Source organism: Phenylobacterium sp. (assembly GCF_031360265.1).
Lineage (GTDB): Bacteria > Pseudomonadota > Alphaproteobacteria > Caulobacterales > Caulobacteraceae > Phenylobacterium.
On record NZ_JANMBF010000011.1, the window covers coordinates 1 to 19,296 of the forward strand.

19 protein-coding genes are annotated in these 19,296 nt (G+C 70.5%); 8 read left to right on the forward strand and 11 right to left on the reverse strand.

Going from position 1 to position 19,296, the window contains the following annotated elements; translation table 11 throughout:
- Positions 1-329: 329 nt before the first annotated feature.
- Together RMN86_RS00390 and glpK are read right to left on the reverse strand one after the other, a co-directional pair.
- The gene (locus tag RMN86_RS00390) at positions 330-1,100 is read right to left on the reverse strand and encodes a class II aldolase/adducin family protein (RefSeq protein ID WP_309603840.1); all 771 of its coding nucleotides are present in this window, start codon (positions 1,098-1,100) and stop codon (positions 330-332) included.
- 54 nt (positions 1,101-1,154) lie between these two features.
- Entirely contained in the window at positions 1,155-2,666 is a 1,512-nt protein-coding gene (glpK, locus tag RMN86_RS00395; protein WP_309603841.1) for a glycerol kinase GlpK, read from the reverse strand.
- Positions 2,667-2,769: 103 nt separating this feature from the next.
- Here glpK and RMN86_RS00400 point away from each other — a divergent pair, with 103 nt between their 5' ends.
- From RMN86_RS00400 to RMN86_RS00410, 3 genes are all read left to right on the forward strand, one after another.
- Positions 2,770-3,888 carry a DUF2336 domain-containing protein gene (locus RMN86_RS00400; RefSeq protein ID WP_309603842.1) on the forward strand — a complete coding sequence of 373 codons (1,119 nt, stop codon included), beginning with the start codon at positions 2,770-2,772 and terminating at the stop codon, positions 3,886-3,888.
- A 57-nt stretch (positions 3,889-3,945) separates the two neighbouring features.
- A complete protein-coding gene (locus tag RMN86_RS00405) occupies positions 3,946-4,707 on the forward strand; it encodes an NAD kinase (protein ID WP_309603843.1) in 762 nt (253 codons plus the stop codon).
- 108 nt (positions 4,708-4,815) lie between these two features.
- Entirely contained in the window at positions 4,816-5,304 is a 489-nt protein-coding gene (locus tag RMN86_RS00410; RefSeq protein ID WP_309603844.1) for an Hpt domain-containing protein, read from the forward strand.
- 21 nt (positions 5,305-5,325) lie between these two features.
- Here RMN86_RS00410 and RMN86_RS00415 read toward each other — a convergent pair whose 3' ends face one another.
- Positions 5,326-6,132 (reverse strand): NUDIX hydrolase, encoded by an 807-nt coding sequence (locus tag RMN86_RS00415; RefSeq protein ID WP_309603845.1) that lies wholly within the window; start codon positions 6,130-6,132, stop codon positions 5,326-5,328.
- A 117-nt stretch (positions 6,133-6,249) separates the two neighbouring features.
- Between RMN86_RS00415 and RMN86_RS00420 the strand changes: the two genes are divergently transcribed.
- On the forward strand, positions 6,250-7,974 hold the full coding sequence (locus RMN86_RS00420; protein ID WP_309603846.1) for a c-type cytochrome: 1,725 nt from the start codon (positions 6,250-6,252) through the stop codon (positions 7,972-7,974).
- Between the two features lie 9 nt (positions 7,975-7,983).
- Here RMN86_RS00420 and RMN86_RS00425 read toward each other — a convergent pair whose 3' ends face one another.
- Positions 7,984-9,132 carry a DUF2336 domain-containing protein gene (locus RMN86_RS00425; protein WP_309603847.1) on the reverse strand — a complete coding sequence of 383 codons (1,149 nt, stop codon included), beginning with the start codon at positions 9,130-9,132 and terminating at the stop codon, positions 7,984-7,986.
- Between the two features lie 221 nt (positions 9,133-9,353).
- On the opposite strand from RMN86_RS00425, the gene RMN86_RS00430 reads away from it, so the two are divergent.
- Positions 9,354-10,550 (forward strand): CoA transferase, encoded by a 1,197-nt coding sequence (locus RMN86_RS00430; protein ID WP_309603848.1) that lies wholly within the window; start codon positions 9,354-9,356, stop codon positions 10,548-10,550.
- Here the strand turns inward: RMN86_RS00430 and RMN86_RS00435 are convergent.
- From RMN86_RS00435 to RMN86_RS00460, 6 genes are all read right to left on the reverse strand, one after another.
- Positions 10,547-11,365, reverse strand: coding sequence for a transglycosylase SLT domain-containing protein (locus tag RMN86_RS00435; protein WP_309603849.1), 819 nt, complete (start codon positions 11,363-11,365; stop codon positions 10,547-10,549). The two genes, RMN86_RS00430 and RMN86_RS00435, sit on opposite strands and share 4 nt — an antisense overlap.
- A gap of 74 nt (positions 11,366-11,439) precedes the next feature.
- The gene (locus RMN86_RS00440; protein ID WP_309603850.1) at positions 11,440-12,015 is read right to left on the reverse strand and encodes a hypothetical protein; all 576 of its coding nucleotides are present in this window, start codon (positions 12,013-12,015) and stop codon (positions 11,440-11,442) included.
- Complete coding sequence (locus RMN86_RS00445; protein WP_309603851.1) at positions 12,012-12,536, reverse strand: sigma-70 family RNA polymerase sigma factor; 525 nt, start codon at positions 12,534-12,536, stop codon at positions 12,012-12,014. Before RMN86_RS00445 ends, RMN86_RS00440 begins: the two co-directional genes overlap by 4 nt.
- Before the next feature lie 61 nt (positions 12,537-12,597).
- Positions 12,598-14,202 carry a hypothetical protein gene (locus RMN86_RS00450; RefSeq protein WP_309603852.1) on the reverse strand — a complete coding sequence of 535 codons (1,605 nt, stop codon included), beginning with the start codon at positions 14,200-14,202 and terminating at the stop codon, positions 12,598-12,600.
- 134 nt (positions 14,203-14,336) lie between these two features.
- Complete coding sequence (locus tag RMN86_RS00455) at positions 14,337-15,506, reverse strand: acyl-CoA dehydrogenase family protein (RefSeq protein ID WP_309603853.1); 1,170 nt, start codon at positions 15,504-15,506, stop codon at positions 14,337-14,339.
- Complete coding sequence (locus RMN86_RS00460; protein ID WP_309603854.1) at positions 15,503-16,531, reverse strand: FAD-dependent oxidoreductase; 1,029 nt, start codon at positions 16,529-16,531, stop codon at positions 15,503-15,505. The genes RMN86_RS00455 and RMN86_RS00460 overlap by 4 nt, the downstream gene beginning before the upstream one ends.
- A gap of 114 nt (positions 16,532-16,645) precedes the next feature.
- Here RMN86_RS00460 and RMN86_RS00465 point away from each other — a divergent pair, with 114 nt between their 5' ends.
- From RMN86_RS00465 to RMN86_RS00475, 3 genes are all read left to right on the forward strand, one after another.
- Positions 16,646-17,182, forward strand: a complete 537-nt coding sequence (locus tag RMN86_RS00465) for a hemerythrin domain-containing protein (protein WP_309603855.1) — start codon at positions 16,646-16,648, stop codon at positions 17,180-17,182.
- Between the two features lie 156 nt (positions 17,183-17,338).
- Entirely contained in the window at positions 17,339-17,467 is a 129-nt protein-coding gene (locus RMN86_RS00470) for a hypothetical protein (protein WP_309603856.1), read from the forward strand.
- Positions 17,464-18,252 carry an enoyl-CoA hydratase gene (locus tag RMN86_RS00475; protein WP_309603857.1) on the forward strand — a complete coding sequence of 263 codons (789 nt, stop codon included), beginning with the start codon at positions 17,464-17,466 and terminating at the stop codon, positions 18,250-18,252. The genes RMN86_RS00470 and RMN86_RS00475 overlap by 4 nt, the downstream gene beginning before the upstream one ends.
- 18 nt (positions 18,253-18,270) lie before the next feature.
- Here RMN86_RS00475 and RMN86_RS00480 read toward each other — a convergent pair whose 3' ends face one another.
- Positions 18,271-19,197, reverse strand: a complete 927-nt coding sequence (locus RMN86_RS00480) for a LysR family transcriptional regulator (RefSeq protein WP_309603858.1) — start codon at positions 19,195-19,197, stop codon at positions 18,271-18,273.
- Between the last annotated feature and the right edge of the window lie 99 nt (positions 19,198-19,296).

Here is a 19,296-nt window from a genome sequence, read left to right on the forward strand (position 1 = left end):
GCCGGCGGACCACCGCCCCCGCCGGGGGCGGCCGCCTTGCCAAGGGTCAGCTTCCACACCCCCGCGAGGACCATGACGACCAGGACCACGAGCGCGGCCGCCAGGAAAAAATGCCGTCGCAACAAACCGGGGGACTCCGTCGCCTGAAACCTCGCAGGCGCTCCTCTGGACCCAGAGGCGCGCTCTACCTTTGCGTCAGTAGACTGCCCCGGCCACAGAACAATGGCTGTAGGTTGCGGCGCTGAAACAGCAGCCGGAAAACGCTCGCGCGGCTTCCTGGGCGGCGCCCGTGAACACTCGGTGGCCGCCGGGAACTCGACCGGGGGGCCTTAAGCGTCGTAGCCGGGCGATTCCCGGTCGAGCTTGCGCAGGCACCCTGGCCAGGCGAGCGCGCCGCCGATACCGCGGCTCACCTGACTGCGAACCTCGGCCTGCGAGGCGTCTGGCGCGATCAACACCCCGGCCGGCCCAGCTGAAAGCGCCGCCACCTGCATGGTGCAGGCGCGCTCCAGGTAATACATGCCGACCCAACAGTTCGCGGCGCTGTCGCCGACGGCCAGCGTACCATGATTACGCAGCAACATCAGGGTCTTGTCGCCGATGTCCGCCACCAGACGCTCGCGCTCGTCGTGATTGAGCGCGATCCCCTCATAGTCGTGGTAGGCCAGCCGCGGCAGGACGACCAGGGCGTGTTGCGACAGCGGCATCAGGCCCTGCGACTGCGCGGCGACGGCCACGCCGTGGTCGGAGTGCAGGTGCATCACGAACTTGGCGTCCTCGCGCGCGGCGTGGATCGCCGAGTGGATCGTGAAGCCCGCCGGGTTGATGAAATAGGGCGTGTCCTGGAGAATGCCGCCCTCCAGGTCGATCTTGACCAGCGCCGAGGCGGTCATTTCCTCGAACAGCAGGCCATAGGGGTTGATCAGGAAGTGATGTTCGGGTCCCGGTATCCGCGCCGAAATATGCGTGTAGATCAGGTCGTCCCAGCCGTGGAGCGCGACGAGCCGATAGAGCGCGGCCAGATCGACGCGAGCCTGCCACTCCTCGGCGCTGACCTTGCCCTTGAGCGAGGCGACGCCGACACTCGATCCATCCGCCATGGGGCGTCTCCTGATTTCTGATCGCCCACAGGGTCGCGCCGGGCGCCCTCAGCGTCAAGCGTTCGCGTTGATCTGGCTGCGCACCCGCGCCACCGCGTCGAGCCAGCGGGCGTAGGCGGCCGCGCGGCGGGGTTGCTCCATCGCCGGCTGAAACGCCTCGGTCTTCGGGCGCGCGCCGGCGGCCTGTTCGACGTTCGCATAGACCCCCGCCCCGACGCCTGCGAACAGCGCCGCGCCAAGCGCCGTCGTCTCCTGATAGGTGGCCCGCCCCACCGCCACGCCGGTCAGGTCGGCCAGCCGCTGGCTGAACCAGGCGCTGCGCGACATGCCGCCGTCGATGCGCAGCTCGACCTGGCCCTCGAACGCCAGGGGGGCGTCGGTCCGCATCGCCTCGATCAGGTCGCGGGTCTGCAGGGCGCAGGCGTCGAAGGCGGCCCGCGCGATTTCCGCCAGGCCGGAATCCCGGGTCAGGCCAAGAAGTGCGCCGCGGGCGCCGGCATCCCACCAGGGCGCGCCCAGGCCAGTGAAGGCGGGCACCAGCACCACGCCGGTGTCGTCGCGGGCCTGGGCGGCCAGGGTCTCGACGCCCTGCGGCCCGCCGCCGACCCCGAGTCCCTCGTTCAGCCACTGGATCGCGGCCCCGGCGATGAAGATCGACCCCTCCAGCGCATAGGTGGTCCGGCCGCCGACCCGGGCGGCCACGGTGGTCAGCAGCCGCGAGGCCGACGGGGCCGGGGTCTCGCCGGTGTTCAGCAGCATGAAGCAGCCGGTGCCGTAGGTGGCCTTCATCTCGCCCGGCCGGATGCAGCCCTGACCCATCAGCGCCGCCTGCTGGTCGCCGGCCACACCGCGGATGGGGATCGCCCGGCCCAGCAGGCCAGGATCGGTCTCGCCAAAATCACCGGCGCAGTCGCGCACCTGCGGCATCAGGCCAAGCGGCACGCCGAGCATGTCGCCCATCTCGGCCGACCAGGCCTGGGTGCGGATGTCGAACACCAGGGTGCGCGAGGCGTTGGTGGCGTCCGTGGCGTGGACGCGCCCGCCGGTCAGTTTCCAGATCAGCCAGCTGTCGATCGTCCCGGCGAGCAGCCCGCCCGCCTGGGCCCGGGCGCGGGCGCCGTCCACACGATCCAGCAGCCAGGCGATCTTGGTCCCGGAGAAATAGGGGTCGAGCAGCAGGCCGGTGATCTCCGTGACCCGGCCCTCCCGACCGGCCGCGCGCAGGGCGTCGCAGGCGGGCGCCGTGCGGCGATCCTGCCAGACGATGGCGTTGTGGATCGGCCGGCCGCTGGCCTTGTCCCAGACCACCACCGTCTCGCGCTGGTTGGTGATGCCGATAGTCGCAATCTCCGCCATCGACCGCGCGGCCTTGGCGACCGCCTCGCGCAGCACCTCCACCGATGCGGTGAAGATCGCCTCCGCGTCATGCTCGACCCAGCCGTCGGCGGGATAGATCTGGTCCAGGGGGCGACCCGCCTCGGCCAGGGCCCGGCCGGCGGCGTCAAACAGGATGGCCCGGGTGCTGGTGGTTCCCTGATCGAGCGCCAGAATCAGCGGGTCGGCCATGGATGGCGCCTCCATAGAAATGAACTTGCCGATGTTTAAGCATGTTTTCATTCGCGCGGAGCAGTTTCAGGCACAGCCGAACCGACAGAATGGAGGGTCAGGCTTGAGCGTCGCGATGAGCAGCGAAAGCCTGCTTGAACTCGCAAAGAGCCGGACCCCCGGAGATCGGGAACGCCTGCTGCTGGGCGTCGTGGCTCTTTGCGACGCCGGCGAGGACGAGGCGACGATGGCGTCGCCGCAGGTTCAGCTGCTGCTGAATTCCATCTTTCTGGGCCTGGTGGCCGGCGCCGAGCGCGAAATCCGCAGGCGGCTGGCCGAAAAGCTCGCCGACGCGGCCTGGACGCCGCCTGCCCTGGTCAACGTCCTGGCGCTCGACGAGATCGAGATCGCCCGACCGATCATCGCCAGAAGCGCCCTGCTCAAGGAGCCCGATCTGATCCGCCTGTTGGTCGAGGCGACGATCGAACACCAGATCGAGGTGGCGCGCCGACCAAACCTGACGGCGCCGGTGGTGGCCGCCATCCTGGACGCCGCCGAGCCGGCGGTGATGACCGCCCTGGCCGGCAACCACTCCGCGGCGCTGGCGCCGGGCGATATGAAGCGGCTGGTCCTGGCCGCCCGCGAGATCGCCGCCCTCCGGTCCCCGCTGGCGCGCCATCCCGGTCTTTCCGGCGACCTGGCCTTGCAGCTCTACGTCTGGGTGGGTCAGGCGCTGCGCGATTCGTTGTCGGCCCGCTTCCGCCTCGATCCCGCGCAGCTGGCCGACGCCCTGGCCCAGGCGGTGCGGGAAGCGCATGCCGGCGCTGGCGCCGCCGCTGGGCCGGTCATCCTGGCCCGTGACGGCGAGCGCGAAGCGATGGAACTGAAGCTTACCGAGAAGCTGCACCTGGCCGGCCAGCTTCGCCCCGGCTACCTGGTCAGGGCCCTGCAGGAAGGACGGCTGTCGCTGTTCACGGTGGCGCTGGCGACCCTGGGCGGCTTCGAGGCCGGCCATGTGCAGCGGGTGATCGATTCCGAACGACCCGAGCTGCTGGGCCTGGCCTGCGCGGCGGTGAACATTGACCGCAGCGTCTTCCCCAGCATCCTGGAGCTGATCCGGCACTTGAACGACGGCCGCCCCGGCGGCGGAGCCGAGGGCGCCCAGCGCGCGGCCGGTGCGTTTGGCCCGGTCACGGCCGAGGTGGCCGCCGCGGCCTTCCGCCAGGCCGCCCGCTCGGTTTGACAAGGCCCCGGGCTTGACGGCTTCTGAGCGCGTGACTTCCACCGGCCCGGCCCCGTCTTGACGCGCATCGCCTTCACCGCCAGCGAACGTCCCGAGGCCCAGGACGCGCGTGCGCGCCTCGCCGCACGCTACGGCGATGTGCCCCTGGCGCAGGCCGAGGTGATCGTCGCCCTGGGCGGCGATGGCTTCATGCTCGAGACCTTCCACGACCACATGCCCGCCGGCCTGCCGGTCTATGGCATGAACCGGGGTTCGGTCGGGTTCCTGATGAACGACTACAACGAGGACCGCCTGGAGGAACGGATCGCCGCGGCCGAGCGCGCGGTTATCCGGCCGCTGCGGATGACCGCCACCGACTTGCATGGCAAGACCCACGTGGCGCTGGCGATCAATGAGGTCAGCCTGCTGCGCCAGACCCGCCAGACCGCCAAGCTGCGCATCTCCATCGACGGCAAGCTGCGCCTGGAAGAACTGTCCTGCGATGGCGCGCTGGTCTCCACGCCGGCCGGCTCCACCGCCTACAACCTGTCCGCCCATGGCCCGATCATCCCGCTGGACGCCCGGGTCCTGGCGCTGACCCCGATCAGCGCCTTCCGGCCCCGGCGGTGGCGCGGCGCCCTTTTGGCCCACACCGCCCGCGTGACCTTCGAAATCCTCGAGCCGGGCAAGCGCCCGGTCAGCGCCGTGGCGGACAATTTCGAGGTCCGCGATGTGCTCGAGGTCCATGTCGCCGAGGATCGGGACGTGGCCCTGAACATGCTGTTCGATGAGGGCCGCAGCCTTGAGGAACGGGTGCTGGCGGAACAGTTTTCGGACTGAAATCCGCCGATCATCACCGAAATGCCAGCCGAAACCATAGGTTGCGGCTCACGGGTTATTAACGGGTCGCGATTAGAGATTGTCGACGGCTAACAGAGGGGCGCGTGCGTGAGCCAGCAGAATTCCGGGCAGACGATCCCGCCGAACAGCGCGCTTCGCCAGAGGCTCGGTGGGTCTGGGCGGCTCGGTGCGATCGATCCGGCCGCGATCGCCAAGGCCGAAGCGGCGCTGAAGAGTCTTTCGAGCAATTTCGCCCAGTGGCTCGCCGACGAGATCACCAAGCTGGAAGCCGCGCGTCAGGCGATCCGGGTCGAGGGCGCGACCGCCGAGGCCATGGATTCCCTGTATCTCCGGGCCCACGACCTGAAGGGCCTGGGCACAACCTACGGCTATCCGCTGATCACCCGCGTCGCCAGTTCGCTGAGCCGGATGATCGACGACAAGGACAAGCGCGCCGCCGCGCCGCTGGAACTGATCGACGCCCATATTGACGCGATCAAGGCCGCCGTGCGCGACGAGATCAAGTCTGAAGAGCATCCCGTCGGCCGTGTTCTGGTGGAGGAACTCGAGCGCCGCGTCCGCGCCATGGGCGCTTAGGTTCTCTTCCTGACGATCTGATTACATGACGTTTTCCAGAGACTCCTCGACGAGGCCGTAACCTGCGTCCGGGGGCAACACCAGCACCCGCCCCGCCGGCCGCTGCTGAATTTGCGGCAGGACGGTGACCAGGGTGCGGGCCGCCGCGCGGCGCACCGCGTCGTGCGCGTCCGCGGCTTCGGCCAGCAGTTGCAGGTTCATGCGGGTGGGAAAGATCACCTTGCGCTCGCCGGCCGCGGCCAGACGCAACGCCTCGCGCGGCGCGATCCACTCGGCGTCGACCGTCTCGCGCCCATCACAGGCGGCCAGCTGTTCGGCGGGCGCGCTCACCGCATAGAACCAGGTGTCGAACCGCTTGGGGGTCAGGGGCGGCGTGATCCAGCGGGCAAAGATCGTCAGCGCCGCGAGGTCCAGCCGCGCGTCGAGGTCGCAGATCACGTCGAGGAACCGCGTTGTCCCCGCGTCGACCGCCTGGCGGACATCCATCGGACAGGCCTCGCCGCTCATCGGCTGGCCATCGCGGCGCTTGGCCAGCAGGATTCCGGCCTCCTCGAAGACTTCGCGGATGGCGGCGATGCGCAGGCCGCGCTGCTCGGCGTCATAGGTCTCCCAGCCCAGCACGTGGTCGACCCAGGCCGGATCGTGGTCGCCGGCGTGGCTCTTGCCGCCCGGAAACACCAGGGCGCCCGACGCAAAGTCGATCTGGTGATGGCGCTTGACCATCAGCACCTCGAAGGTCGGATCGTCGCGCAGCAGCAGGATGGTGGCGGCCGGCTTGATCTCGGGGGACTTGATGTCGGGGGACTTGTTCTCGGGGGTCTCGGTCATCACTCGAGCTTGAGGCCCCGGCGTCCGGCGCGCAAGCCGCGGTTTAACCCGTCTTCCTGTGCGGCCGGTGACGCGATAGGTATCCGACTTGCTTGGTCGACAGGATGGGAAGCGCCGATGCACGCCGGACTTAAGGGGATCGTGGCCGCCAGCCTTGGCGCGACGGTGCTGCTGGCCGCGGGCCAGGCGCCGACGGCCCTGGCGGGACCGACGGCGGCAGGCGCGGCCTGCGTCGGCGATGGCGGCGGGATCACCCTGCCGCCCGGCTTCTGCGCCACGGTCTTCGCCGACAACCTCGGCAACGTCCGCCATATCGCCGTGGCGCCCAGCGGGGTGGTCTACGCCAACCTGTGGAGCGGCCCCTACTATGCCGGCTCCAAGCCGCGCACCGCCGGGTTCCTCGTGGCGATGCAGGACACCGACAGGGACGGACATGCCGATGCGGTCACTCCGTTCGGCGAGACGCGCGCCGAGGGCGCGGCCGGCGGCACCGGCATCGGGATCTATGGTGGCTACGTCTATGCCGAAGTGAACGACCGGATCGTCCGCTACGCCCTGGCCGCCGGCGGCGCGGCGCCGGGCGGCAAGCCCCAGGTGGTGCTGTCCGGCATGCCGCTGGGCGGCGACCATCCGATGCACCCCTTCGTGATCGACGCCAAGGGTCGCCTGTTCGTCGACATGGGCAGCGCGACCAACGCCTGCCAGCCGCGCAACCGGGTCCCCGGCGTCCCGGGCGCCAACCCCTGTTTGGAAACCCAAACCCGCGCCGGCATCTGGCTCTATGACGCGGGCCGGCTCGGCCAGAAATTCTCGCCCGCTGAACGCTACGCCACCGGGATCCGCAACGGCATGGGCCTGGCGTTCGACGCCGCCGGGCGGCTGTTTGCGACCCAGCACGGGCGCGACCAGCTGTTGCAGAACTGGCCGGCGCTCTATCCCGACGCCGCGCGCGCCACCGAATTGCCGGCCGAGGAATTGCTGCAGGTCAGCAAGGGCGGCGACTACGGCTGGCCCGCCTGCTACTACGACGGGGCCCAGAAGGCGCTGGTGCTGGCCCCGGAATATGGCGGCGACGGCGGCGCGGCCCGCGGCGGCTGCGCCGGCAAGGGGCCGCCGGTCGCCGCCTTCCCGGCGCACTGGGCGCCCAACGACCTGAAGATCTACACCGCCAAGGCCTTCCCGGTCGCCTATCGCGGCGGCGCCTTTATCGCCTTCCACGGCTCCTGGAACCGCGCGCCCGCCGTGCAGGACGGATTCAATGTGGTCTTCCAGCCGCTGCGCGACGGCAAGGCGTCCGGCCCGTTCGTGGTGTTCGCCGACGGCTTCGCCGGCCCGGGAAAGGCTGTCGGCAAGGCGATCTTCCGGCCCATGGGCCTGGCGGTGGCGCCCGACGGCGCGCTGTTCATCTCGGACGACGTGAAGGGCCGCATCTGGCGGGTGACCTACCGGGGCCAACCCGACGCCCCGGTCGCCTCGGCCCAGATTCCGTCCGCCCAGATTCCGGCGGCTCAGATCCCGGCGCAAGCCGCGCTTCCGACGCCGCCAGGCGCCACGCCGGACCAGGTGGTCGCCGGCCTGCGGCTGTTCAAGGCCGGCGCCTGCGGGGCCTGCCACGGCCAGGACGCCGCCGGCGGTCCGCTCGGGCCCAGCCTGACCTCAGGGACCTGGCTCTGGGGCGACGGCAGCCTGGCGTCGATCACCGAGGTCATCGCCAAGGGCGTCCCGGCGCCCAAACAGTATCGCAGCGCGATGCCGCCGATGGGAGGGGCCCACCTGTCACCCGACGACCTGGCGGCCGTGTCCGCCTATGTCTGGGCCGTGGGCCACCCGACCAAGCCGTAGACCGCAGGGTTAGGCGCTCTGGGCGATCCCCGCGTCGGCGCGGGCCTGGCGGGAGACCTGGTCCATCTTGTCGATCAGGTAGTCGACGTCGTCTCGCGCGGCGGTCTGCGGCTGGGTGAGGAAGCGCTGCAACATGCGTTCCTGGAACCGTTCCAGGTCGCGCGCGCCGCCGTCGAATTCCATCGAATGGAAGGTGTCCACCGCGGCGCGGAAAGCGGGGAACAGCCGCGCCGGCAGCCCCGCGCGCTCATAGATCGCCCGCAGGCCCAGGGGTCCGGCGTCGTGAATCATCAGCCAGGTGCGATGGTGTGGCACGCCGGCCAGCTCGGCCACGCTCCACTCGAAAAAGGTCATGTGACCCTGGGCCAGCGCCCGCAGCAGCAGCGAGGGCGACAGGCGGCCCTCATGGCTCAGATGGGCGACGAAGCCGCGCACATCGGCGGCGCGCCCGGCCTGTTCGACGAGATCGACGGTGGCCCGCTCGGCGGACCCCATGGCCAGAGTCAGCGCCGTTTCCGGCGCCAGAGCGTGATGCGCGATCAGGTGGTCGCGCACCTGGTCGCTGACCAGGGTGATCAGCTTCTCAGCGACGGAGAGCGGCAGCACGCTGCGGTAGGCGACGGCGGCCAGCACGCTTTCCGAGGAATCGAAGCGTGCGATCACCCGTTGCAGGGCTTCCTCGGCGAAGTCGGCGTTGTCGTTGGCGCAGGCCGCGGCGCCCGCGCGGTCGCCGCCATGCTCGGCGATCGCCTCGGTGACGGTGCGCGACAGGGCCGGCCTGCGCGCAATGGCCAGCTGGCGGACCGCCCCCCCCAGACGCACGATCTGGGCCAGATCCTCATCGAGGAACGACGGCGAGAAGTTGAGGATCGGCAGGGCGATGGTTTCAACGTCGCGGGCGAGCGCCAGGGCGACGTCGCGCGGCACCAGCGGCGACGCCTTCAAGGTGACGGCCAGCGCGCGGCGCACCAGTTCGGCGGCGTCGGCGGCCATGATCCGCAGGATCTCAGCGGCGGTCGCGCGGTCTCCCGCGCTGAGCTCGCCCGCGTCGATGGCGCGGCAAAGCTTCAAGGCGGCCGCGGCGCGCTCATCGGCCGTGGCGCCCTTCACCAGCGTCCGGATATCATCGTCCGTGAGCGCCGATCGCGTCGTCGCCATATGGCCGCAAGCCCCAGACAGGGCGCCAAATCCAACCCTGGACCCGCCCCTCCCATGAGTCTGACTGTCTACGGTCATGCTTAACGCCCGGTTGCCAGGGAACCTGTGGATTAACATTTTCCGCAAACCCGGACCGGCGACGCCCGAGGCGCGCCGGCAGAATCCTCTCCCCCAAACCGTCGTTCGTGCTCTAGCATAGGAGAAAATCGGGGAGATCCTGCGTGCTGCTCAAGGGCCTGAAGGTCGTCGAATTCGCCTCCTACATAGCCGCGCCGGGCGCGGCCTGCATCCTGGGCGACTGGGGCGCGGACGTAATCAAGGTCGAGCGGCCCGGGGGCGATCAGATGCGCCACGCCTTCGCAGACCTGAAGACCGAGCTGAAGGGCAACCCGACCTTCGACCTCGACAACCGCGGCAAGCGCGCGGTGGTGCTGGACGTCGGCAAGCCGCAGGGCCGCGAGGCGCTGGCCAGACTGGCCGCCACCGCCGACGTGTTCATCACCAATGTGCGACCCGCCGCCCTGAAGCGCGCCGGCCTCGACGAGACGACGATCCGCGCGGCCAATCCGCGGCTGGTGTTCTGTCAGGTCACCGGCTACGGCCTCGAGGGCCCCGAGGCCCACAAGCCGGGCTTCGACGTCACCGCCTTCTGGGCCCGCGCCGGAGTCGCCAACATGACCACGCCCAAGGGCATGGACCCGTTCATGCTGCGCTCGGGGTTCGGCGACCACATCACCTCGCTGGCCACCGTCTCGGCGATCCTGGCGGCGTTATATGAGCGCGAGAAGACCGGCGCCGGGCGCCTGGTGCAGACCTCGCTGCTGGCCACCGGCGTCTACACGGTCGGATCCGACCTTGCCGTGCAGCTGAAGTTCGGCCGGCTGGCCTCAAACCGTCCGCGCAACCTGCCGATGAACCCCATCGCCACCTTTTTCAAGAGCGCCGACGAGCGCTGGTTCGTGCACAGCCCCAGAGGCGGCGCCAAGGACTGGCCGACTTTCGCCGCCATCGCCGGGCGCCCCGACCTGGTGGACGACGAGCGCTTCGCCACCGGCCGCGCGCGCCGCGAGAACTCGCCGTTGCTGGTGGCCGAACTCGATGCCGCCTTCGCCACCATGAGCTTCGACGACATCGCCGCCAAGCTGGATGCGGCTGACATGGTCTGGTCGCCGGTGCAGACCCCGGCCCAGGTCGCCGCCGACCCGCAGGTCATGGCGTCTGGCGCCATCGTCCAGGTGGAGGACGGCGAGGGCGGCACCTTCCCCTCGCCGGCCGCGCCCGCGCGCTTCCCCGGCGCCGATGCGACCGTGCGCCCGCGCTCGCCGACGCTGGGCGAACACACCCGCGAGGTGCTGGCCGAGATCGGTTATTCGGCGTCCGAGATCGAGGCGATCTTCGCAGCGGAGGCGGCCGCCTAGCTGCGCTGGCTGTCGGACAACATCTTCAGCATCTCGGTGGTGAACAGCGAGCCGGTGAGCCGTTGGCCGGCGCCCATCGCCTCGCCGGGCTGGGTTCCGTTGAGGATCAGCGAGATCATCGCTTCCTGCTGTCGCTGGCGATCCAGGCGACGACCCGAAGCGGTCTGGATGAAGCCGTCGTCGGCCGGCGGGGCGGGCTCGGCGGCCACGCCCCCATGGCCGGCCGCCCTGGTCAGGTTGGCGTAGACCTCGCCCACGGTGGCGGCGCGGCCGTCGCGATAGAAGATCGCCTTGTTGGCGTGGGCGGCGTCGGGAAACAGGCCCGCGGCAACCGTCCCCGGCTGGCGTTGCGCCGCCTCGATCAGCCGCGCCGAGCCCTGCGGCCCCAGGAAATGAGCGGCGTAGAGCTCACCGGCCGTCGCGGCGCGGCCGGTGCGGCCCTTCAGATAGGCGGCGGAATCGGAGGTCAGTTCGCCGGCCATCAGCGAGGCCGCGTGCGGGTCGAGCCGCAGGTTCATCACCGCGCGGTGCGCCGCATCGCCGGCGACGTGGAGGCGCCCGTCGGACCCCTTGGCGATCAGCTCGGCGTAGCGCCCATAGCCGTGCTTGGCCCCATGCTGCTTCAGCGTCGAAAGCCAGGTCTGTTCGACGAACTGGAAGAGGCCGGCGGCCGACGAGGTCCCGGCCTTGGCGGCGGGGTTCATCCCGCTCTCGCGGTTCGCCGTCTTCATCAGGAACGAGAAGTCGACGCCCGTCGCCTGGGCGGCGCGCTGGATCGCCGCCTCGACCACGCCTCGGATGCCCTGGACCGTCATGCCCGGAGTCCTGAACCGTCATGGTTAATGCGGCGCTAATCATAAGGACGATCTGGGCCGGCCGGGGGCGCAAGCTAACCGCGCCGCAGCTGATCCATCTCGGCGATCTGTTCGGCCCGCCGCTTCGCCTGGCGCTTCTGCAGGACGAACGCCCAGATACACCAGACGATGATCAGGACGACAACCGGCGCGAAGTTCGCCAAGCTCATGTTCGGCCGGGCCCTTTGCAGGCCGACCAGGACGACCGCCATTCCCAGGAAGATCGGCGCTGCGGTCACCGCCATCCACGAGGCGCCGGTCGGCTGGCGTTCCAGTTGGGCGCGATGGAATTCGATCAGCGTTGCGGTCGAGGCTTCGGGCGGAGGCAACCGGCCCGGCCGCTTGGCGACGATACGCCAGATCATCCAGACACCGCCGGCCATCATGATCATATCGCCCGCCCGCAGGTAGCCGGTCGGCGCCCGCCAGGCCTGGAGGCCGAAGAGAAACACCTCGAAGATGGCGAAGGTGACGCCGAGCCAGATGCGTGCGCGGAAGTTGTCGGCATAGTTGCGCGCCAGCATGCGGACGGCTTGGGCGGTCATGGCGGGCGTCTCCGTTTGCTGGCCCTGCCATAGGGCCTTCAGATGATCGTCAGGCGGCTGGCTCATGCGCGGCCTCCTTCTGCGAACCGGCGGGCCAGCACGGCCTTGAGGCGGTGAATCTTGACGCTCACGGCGCCGGCGGACAGGCCGGTGATCTCGCCGATGGCCGCGGCGTCGAGGTCTTCGAGATAGAGCAGCGCCACCTGCCGGTCGGGCGAGCCCAGTTGCTGGATGATCGCCATCAGCCGTTCCAGCGCGCGGCGCTCGCCGACCGCGGCTTCGGGATCGTCAGCATCGGCAACGGTCACCAGCGCCTCCAGGCTTGCGCCCCGCTCGCCGCGCCAGCGCCGGCGCTGGCGCACGTGGCTGGCGCAGGTGTTGTGCGCCACCCGATAGACCCAGGTGCGCAGGGAGCAGCGCCCGTCGAAGGCCGCCAGGCTGCGCCAGAGCGCCACGTGGATGTCCTGGATCAGGTCGCCACGCGGATCGGCCTCAGCCTCATAGGCCCGCGCCAGCCGCGCGATCGCCGGACCGAACTCCGTCGCGGCGGCTGTATAGCGCTCGTCCTGTCCACTGCTCAGGTCCACCGGTCGCCGCCCCGTTCGACAGAGATAGTGGGACGGGCGTCGGGAAACTTACAGAGCGGCGCTATTTCTGCTGTTCATTGGGCTTGACGGGCTTGCCACCGGCCTTGGCCGCCTTGTCCTTCCCGGCCGCAGCGACGGCGTTGGCCGCGACCGCCTGGGCGTGCTGCGCGGCAGACTGGCTTGCCTGGGCCGCCGCCTGATGCTGCTGCGCCTGCTGGGCGACAGCCTGCGCCTGCCGCACCTGTTGCTGATGCTGCTGAGCGCCGGCCTGAGCCGCCTGCTGCTGGTGCTGCTGAGCGGCGATCTGAGCCTGGCGGGAGGCCTCTTGGCCGGCGCGGTTGGCGATGTCGGCCTGGAGGCGTTGCTGCTGTTGAGCCTGGGCCTGTTGCCGGGCCTGGACTTGAGCCTGTTGCTGGCGCTGAGCATCGCCGCGGGCGCGGTTGACGGCGTCGGCCTGGGCCCGTTGTTGCTGAGCCTGTTCCTGAGCGTGGGCCTGGGCCTGCTGCTGGCGCCGAGCGTCACCAAGGGCGCGACTCGCCGCGTCGGCCTGGGCGCGCTGCTGCTGTGCCTGCGTCTGCGCCTGCTGCTGATGCTGGGCGGCGGCCTGGGCGCGCAACTGGTCCCGGGCCTGGTTCGCCGCCTGGGCCTGGGCCCGCTGGGCTAGGTCGGCCTGGACACGCCTCTGGCTGTCCTGCGCCTGCGCCTGAGCTTGTTGCTGGCGCTGGGCCTCAGCCTGGGCGCGTAGTCCGGCTTGCGCCTGGGCTTCGGCTTGGGCTTGGTTCTGTTGCTGCTGTCGGGCCCGGGCCTCGGCCTGGGCGCGGCCGCCTGCAAAGCCGCCGAGGCCGTCCGGCGGACGCCCATCGCGCGGCGGCGCGATCGGAGCCGCGGCGACGATCGGGGCGGCGCGGGCGGCCCAGGCCAGTCGCTGCTGGCGCTCCTGCTGCCAGATGACCTGCTGCTGCGGCTGTTGCTGGAGCCGCTCGTCGTGGATGCGCCGCCAGTCGGGATTGCGCTGCCGTTCTGCCCCCCACGTCTGCTGCGGGGCCAGGACCGCGTCGCGGCGGGCCCGCCAGTCGCCGGCGTAGGCGGCCTGCCGCTGCTCGTGCAACGCGGCGCTGTGCAGGCCGCGTGCGCGGAACAGGTAGCGCGCGGCGATGTCCAGGAATGACGGGGCGTAGTTCGGGTAGGGCCGACCGTAAGTGTCGTAGACTTCAACCAGCTGGTCGTTGTCATAGGCATAGGAATTGCGGCTGTCGCGGACCAGGAACGGATAGTCGCTGTCGCCACGGTAGAAATACTCACGCTCGCCGTCCGGGGTCTGCTCGACCACCCGATACTCGCCGCCCGTGGAACGCCAGACGTAGGGGCGCTCGCCCTGGTAGGCGACCGTGTAGTCTGGCGGGCTGTCGGCGAAGGCGTGGCTCATCCGGTAGGCGTCGTCGACATAGGCGTAGACCGGCCGGCGCGGCTGCACGGCGCGGCGGATCGGCGGCGCCGGCGGCAGAGCGTTGGCATAGGGCGCCGCGATCTCGGGCGGCGGCGCGGCCTGGGCCAGGGGCAAGCTGGCGATCGGTGCGCCGGTGGCGGGCGCGGTGGATTGCTGGGTGCACGCGGCGAGCATCAGGCTTGTGGCGGCGGCGGTCAGGAAAAGATGGCGATAGGTCATCACATTGAAACCCGTAGCTAGCTTCACCGTTCCGCCCTGTCCCTCGGAACTTGCTCGAGGACTATCCGTCATCGGACGTGAACGGTCGCGGAACCGGATCGTTCACCGGCGCGACAGGTCGGGCGACCCGCCCCTCAGTAACTCTTCGCCTGCCCCAGCACGCGTTCGGCGATGAAATTGAAGATCATCTCGCGGCTGACCGGAGCAATGCGCGCGATCATCGACTCGCGGAAGTAGCGCTCGACGTCATACTCCTTGGCGTAGCCCATGCCGCCGTGGGTCAGGACCGCGGTCTCGCAGGCGCGAAACCCCGCCTCCCCGCCCAGATATTTGGCGGCGTTGGCCTCGGCCGCGCAGTCGCGCCCGGCGTCGTGCAGGGCGGCGGCCTTGAAGGCCATCAGGTTGGCCGCCTCCAGGTCCATCCAGGCGCGCGCCAGGGGGTGGGCGACGCCCTGGTTCTGGCCGATCGGCCGGCCGAAGACCACGCGCTCCCGCGCATAGCCGGCGGCCCGGTTCAGCGCCGCGCGGCCCAGGCCCACCGCCTCGGCGCCGATCAGCACCCGCTCGGGATTGAGCCCCTCCAGAAGGTAGTAGAAGCCCCGCCCCTCCTCGCCCACCAGGGCGTCGGCGGGCACATGCAGGTCGTCGATGAACACCGCGTTGGACTCCACCGCCTTGCGGCCCATCTTGGGGATCGGCGTGGCCTGGATCTTCTCGCGATCGAAGTCGACGTAGAACAGGCTGATGCCGTCGGTGGCCTTGGCGACCTCGGCGCGCGGTGTGGTGCGCGCGACGATCAGCATCTTGGTCGCCCGCTGCGCCATGGTCGTCCACATCTTGCGGCCGCGGATGACATAGCCGTCGTTGGTGCGGACCGCGCGGGTGGTCAGGCTGGTGGTGTCGAGGCCGGCGTCGGGCTCGGTGACCCCGAAACACATCCGGTCCTGGCCGGAAATCAGCCGCGGGATCAGCCGGGTCTTCTGCTCGTCCGTGCCGAATTTCGCCAGGGGCATGGGGCCGAAGATGTTCAGGTGCAGCGCGCTGGCGCCGGAAAACCCCGCCCCGCTCTCGGCCACCGCCTGCATGGCGATGGCGGCCTCGGTGAGGCCCAGACCCGACCCGCCAAGCTCGACGGGCATGGCCGCGCCCAGCCAGCCGGCCTGCGTCATCGCGGTGACGAACGCCTCGGGGAAATCGCCGCTCTCATCGACCCTGCGCCAATAGCCCGCGTCGAAGCGCGCGCAGAGCTTCAGCACCCCGTCGCGGATCGCCTGTTGCTCGTCGGTGAACCAGAAGCCGTTCATGGCGTCCTCGCAAAGCGGCCGGGGTCAAGGCGCCGCGCATAGGGGCCAGGATCGCGGCCCGTGACGCAAGCCGTCACGATCTGGGCGACCAGCGGGGCCAGCAGCCAGCCATTGCGCCGCGCGCCGACCGCCAGGATGACCCCCGGCGTCGTGGAAAATCCGACCATCGGCAGGCCGTCGGGGGTCGCCGCCCGGACGCCGGCCGAGGCGCTGGAGGTCATGCCGACCAGGTCCGGGAACATCCACTCCGCCGCCCGCGACAGCGGGGCCAGGGCCACAGGGTCGATCGCGATGTCGGCCAGGCCCGGCTCCATGGTCGCGCCGACCGCCAATCCACCGCCGGCCGGCACGGCGTAGGCCCCCTGGCCGCGCAGGCTGAGCCGGCCCGCGCCCTGCTCCGCGAACCGCAGGATCTGGCCCTTGATCGGCGTCAGGGCGCCAAGTTGCGGAAGGGCGACGGCCAGGCCCTGATCGGCGCCCGTGGCGACCACCAGGATATCCGCCCCGCCCCGGGCCGTGACCCGCTCGGCGCGAAAACCGACCCCCGCCTCGCCTGCCGCGCGCCGCAGGGCGGCCAGGGCCGGGCGCGGCTCCAGCCGCCAGTCCTCGCGCACCAGCAGCCCCTGGAGCCCCGGGGCCAGCCCGGGCGCAAGGTCCCCGAGCATCTCGCGTGGCAGGTCCGCGCCGTGCAGACCCAGGCGCGTCAGCCCGGCCCGCACCGTGGCCAGCCAGGCCTGCGATCCCACCGCCGCGGCGCCCGACCGGTCGATGGCGATGCCCGTGCGGGCGGCCAGGGCTGGCCACAGGTTGCGCGCGGCCAGCAGCAGATCCAGATCGCCGGCCGCCCCGGCGTCGAACACGGCCTCGAACACCGGGGCGAGCATCCCGGCCGCGACGGCCGAAGCACGGGGTTCTCCGGCGGGATCGCAGACGGTCACCCGGCAGCCCGCGTCGGCGAGCGCCAGCGCCAGGCTCAGCCCCAGCGCGCCCGCGCCCGCCACCATGACTTCGGCGCCCCGGCTCATCGCCCTAACCAGCCGTAGCCGAGCGGAAAATCAAGTGGAACTGCGATCCCGTCCGGGGGTTCACACGACCAAGGGGGGCGCGGGCTCCCCAGTTGCAGGACCGGAGAACACCCCATGGCCACGACCACCCCCTCGACCGCCAAAAGGACCCCGATCAAGACCGCCACGACGTCGACAGCCGGCAAGGGTCCTGACGCCATTGCGCTGCTCAAGGCCGATCACCGCGCGGTTGAGAAGCTGTTCGCTCAGTTCGAGACCGCCAGGGATGAGGATCGCAAGACGGCGCTGGCCGACAGGATCTGCCTGGAGCTGCGCATCCACATGACCATCGAGGAAGAGATCTTCTACCCGATCAGCCGCGACTTTCTGAAGAACGAGGACATCGTCGACGAGGCGGTGGTCGAGCACGCCGCGGCCAGGGACCTGATGGACGAGATCGAGGCCATGAAGGCCGGCGAAGATCTCTTCGACGCCAAGGTCAAGGTGCTCGGCGAGCAGATCGAGCACCACGTCGAAGAAGAGGAAGAAGACTACTTCCCCAAGGTCCAGAAGACCGAGATGGACCTGAGGGCTGTCGGCGCACGGATGCAGGCGCGCAAGGACGAGCTCGCAGCCCGGATGGACACCAGCCAGGGCAAGGCCGTCCAGTAGGCGGCGGCGCGCCGCAGGGCGATTGCCCAACGCGGTCGGCGGACCTAGACAGGCGGGGGGCCGCTTCCGGCCGCACCGGGAGGCGACATGCGGCGCCGCACGAGACCTATCCGCCGCGAGCCCCCGCAGGCGCCTATGCCGAGCGGCGGCCACGACATGAACGTCACCCTGCCAACCGACCGCGCGTTCTGCGACCACCGGATCGCGCTCAAGGCGGTTGTGTTCGGGTGGCTGGAGGCTTTTCCGCGCTCCGGGTGGACCGCCAAGATGCCTGCCGCACAATGATCGCCTACGTCGCGGTCCGCTATGAGGATCACCCGCGCGGTCGGGTCGCCTTTGTCACCCTCGACAACCGAAAGAAGCTGAACAGCCTGTCGTCGGAGGTCATGGGACAGCTGGTCGCACGGTTCGCCGAGCTGGCGATCGATGCGAGCGTGCGGGCGGTCGTGCTGGCCGGCGCCGGCGGCAAGGCCTTCATCGGCGGGGCGGACATCGATGAGATGGCCGCGCTGGCCGGTCCGGCGCAGGCGCGGGACTTCATCCTCAAGGTTCATGGCTGCTGCCGGGCGATCCGCGACACGCCGGTTCCGGTGATCGCGGCCATCGACGGCTGGTGCCTGGGCGCGGGGCTGGAGGTGGCCGCGGCCTGCGACCTGCGGCTGGCAACCGACAGCTCGATGTTCGGCATGCCGGAGGTGAGGCTGGGCCTTCCCTCGGTGGTCGAAGCGGCCCTGCTGCCCTCGCTGATCGGCTGGGGCCGCACGCGGCGGATCCTGATGACCGGCGAGACCTTCGGGGCGGCCGACGCGCTGGCCTGGGGACTGGTCGAGGAAATCCACGCGCCCGCCGCCCTCCCCGCCGCCGTCGACGCCCTGTTGGGGAAGCTGCTGGAGGCTGAGCCGCAGGCGGTGTGGATCCAGAAGACCCTGATGCAGCGCTGGGAGGAGCTGCCGATGAGCGCGGCGATCGCCGCCGGAGTCGACGCCTTCGAACAGGCCTGGACGGGCGACGAGCCGTCGAGCGCGCTGCGGCGGTACCTGGCCGAACGGCTGGCCGCCAAGACCCGCTGACGCCTAGGAAGCGACGCCTCAAGAGGCCGGGTGCGCGGCGCCCCAGCCCTGGTGCCACTCCGGCTCGCCGGCGTAGCGCGCGGCCAGAAAATCGACGAACACCCTGACCTTGGCGGCCAGGTGGCGGGCGTGCGGATAGACCGCGTGGACGAAGATCATCTCCGGCTCCCAGGCGCACAGCAACGGGACCAGGCGGCCGGCGCGCAGATCCTCGGCGGCGGCGAAGGCCGGGGTGCGGGTGACGCCCAAGCCTCGCCGGGCGGCCGCGACGCAGGCGTCCGCGCCGCTGAAGCTCATCCGGCCGTGGACGCGGACCTCGTGGCGATCGTTCATCGGGCCATAGCGCCAAACCAGCGGGTCGCGGGCGTTGGTGTCGAGGATCGCCTCGTGAGCCCCGAGATCCGCCGGCGTGGTCGGCGCGCCGGCCCGGGCGAGATAGTCAGGCGCCGCGCAGGTGACGATCCGCACGGCCGCCAGCTTGCGCGCGATCACCGACGAGTCGCCCAGCAGGCCGATGCGCACGCCGACGTCGAAGCCTTCCTCCACCAGATTGACCATCCGGTCGGTCGCCGAGACGTCCAGGGACACATCGCGATAGGCGCAGGCGAAGTCCAGCAGCGCCGGGGTCAGCTGGCTCGCCCCGAACGACACCGGGGCCGAGACCTTGAGCAGGCCGCGCGGCCCGCTCTGGTCGCGCACCGACCCCTCCAGCGTCTCGAAATCCTCCAGCAGCACCCGCGCCCGCTCCAGATAGGCCCGGCCGGTGTCGGTCAGCGAGACGTCGCGGGTGGTGCGGTTGAGCAGGCGCGCGCCCAGCCGGTTCTCCAGCCGGGCCACCAGCTTGGACACCTGAGCGCCCGACACGCCCAGCCGCCGCGCCCCTTGGGTGAAGCTGCGCGCGTCGGCCACCGCGGCGAAGGCTGAGATCTCATCGAAGCGGTCCATGCGATTACTTCCGTGCCGGAAACACATTTATGCGCCAGCGCCGGATTATCAACGTCGCGGCGCGGGTCCATCTCCTATCGCAACAGATGTCCACAACCA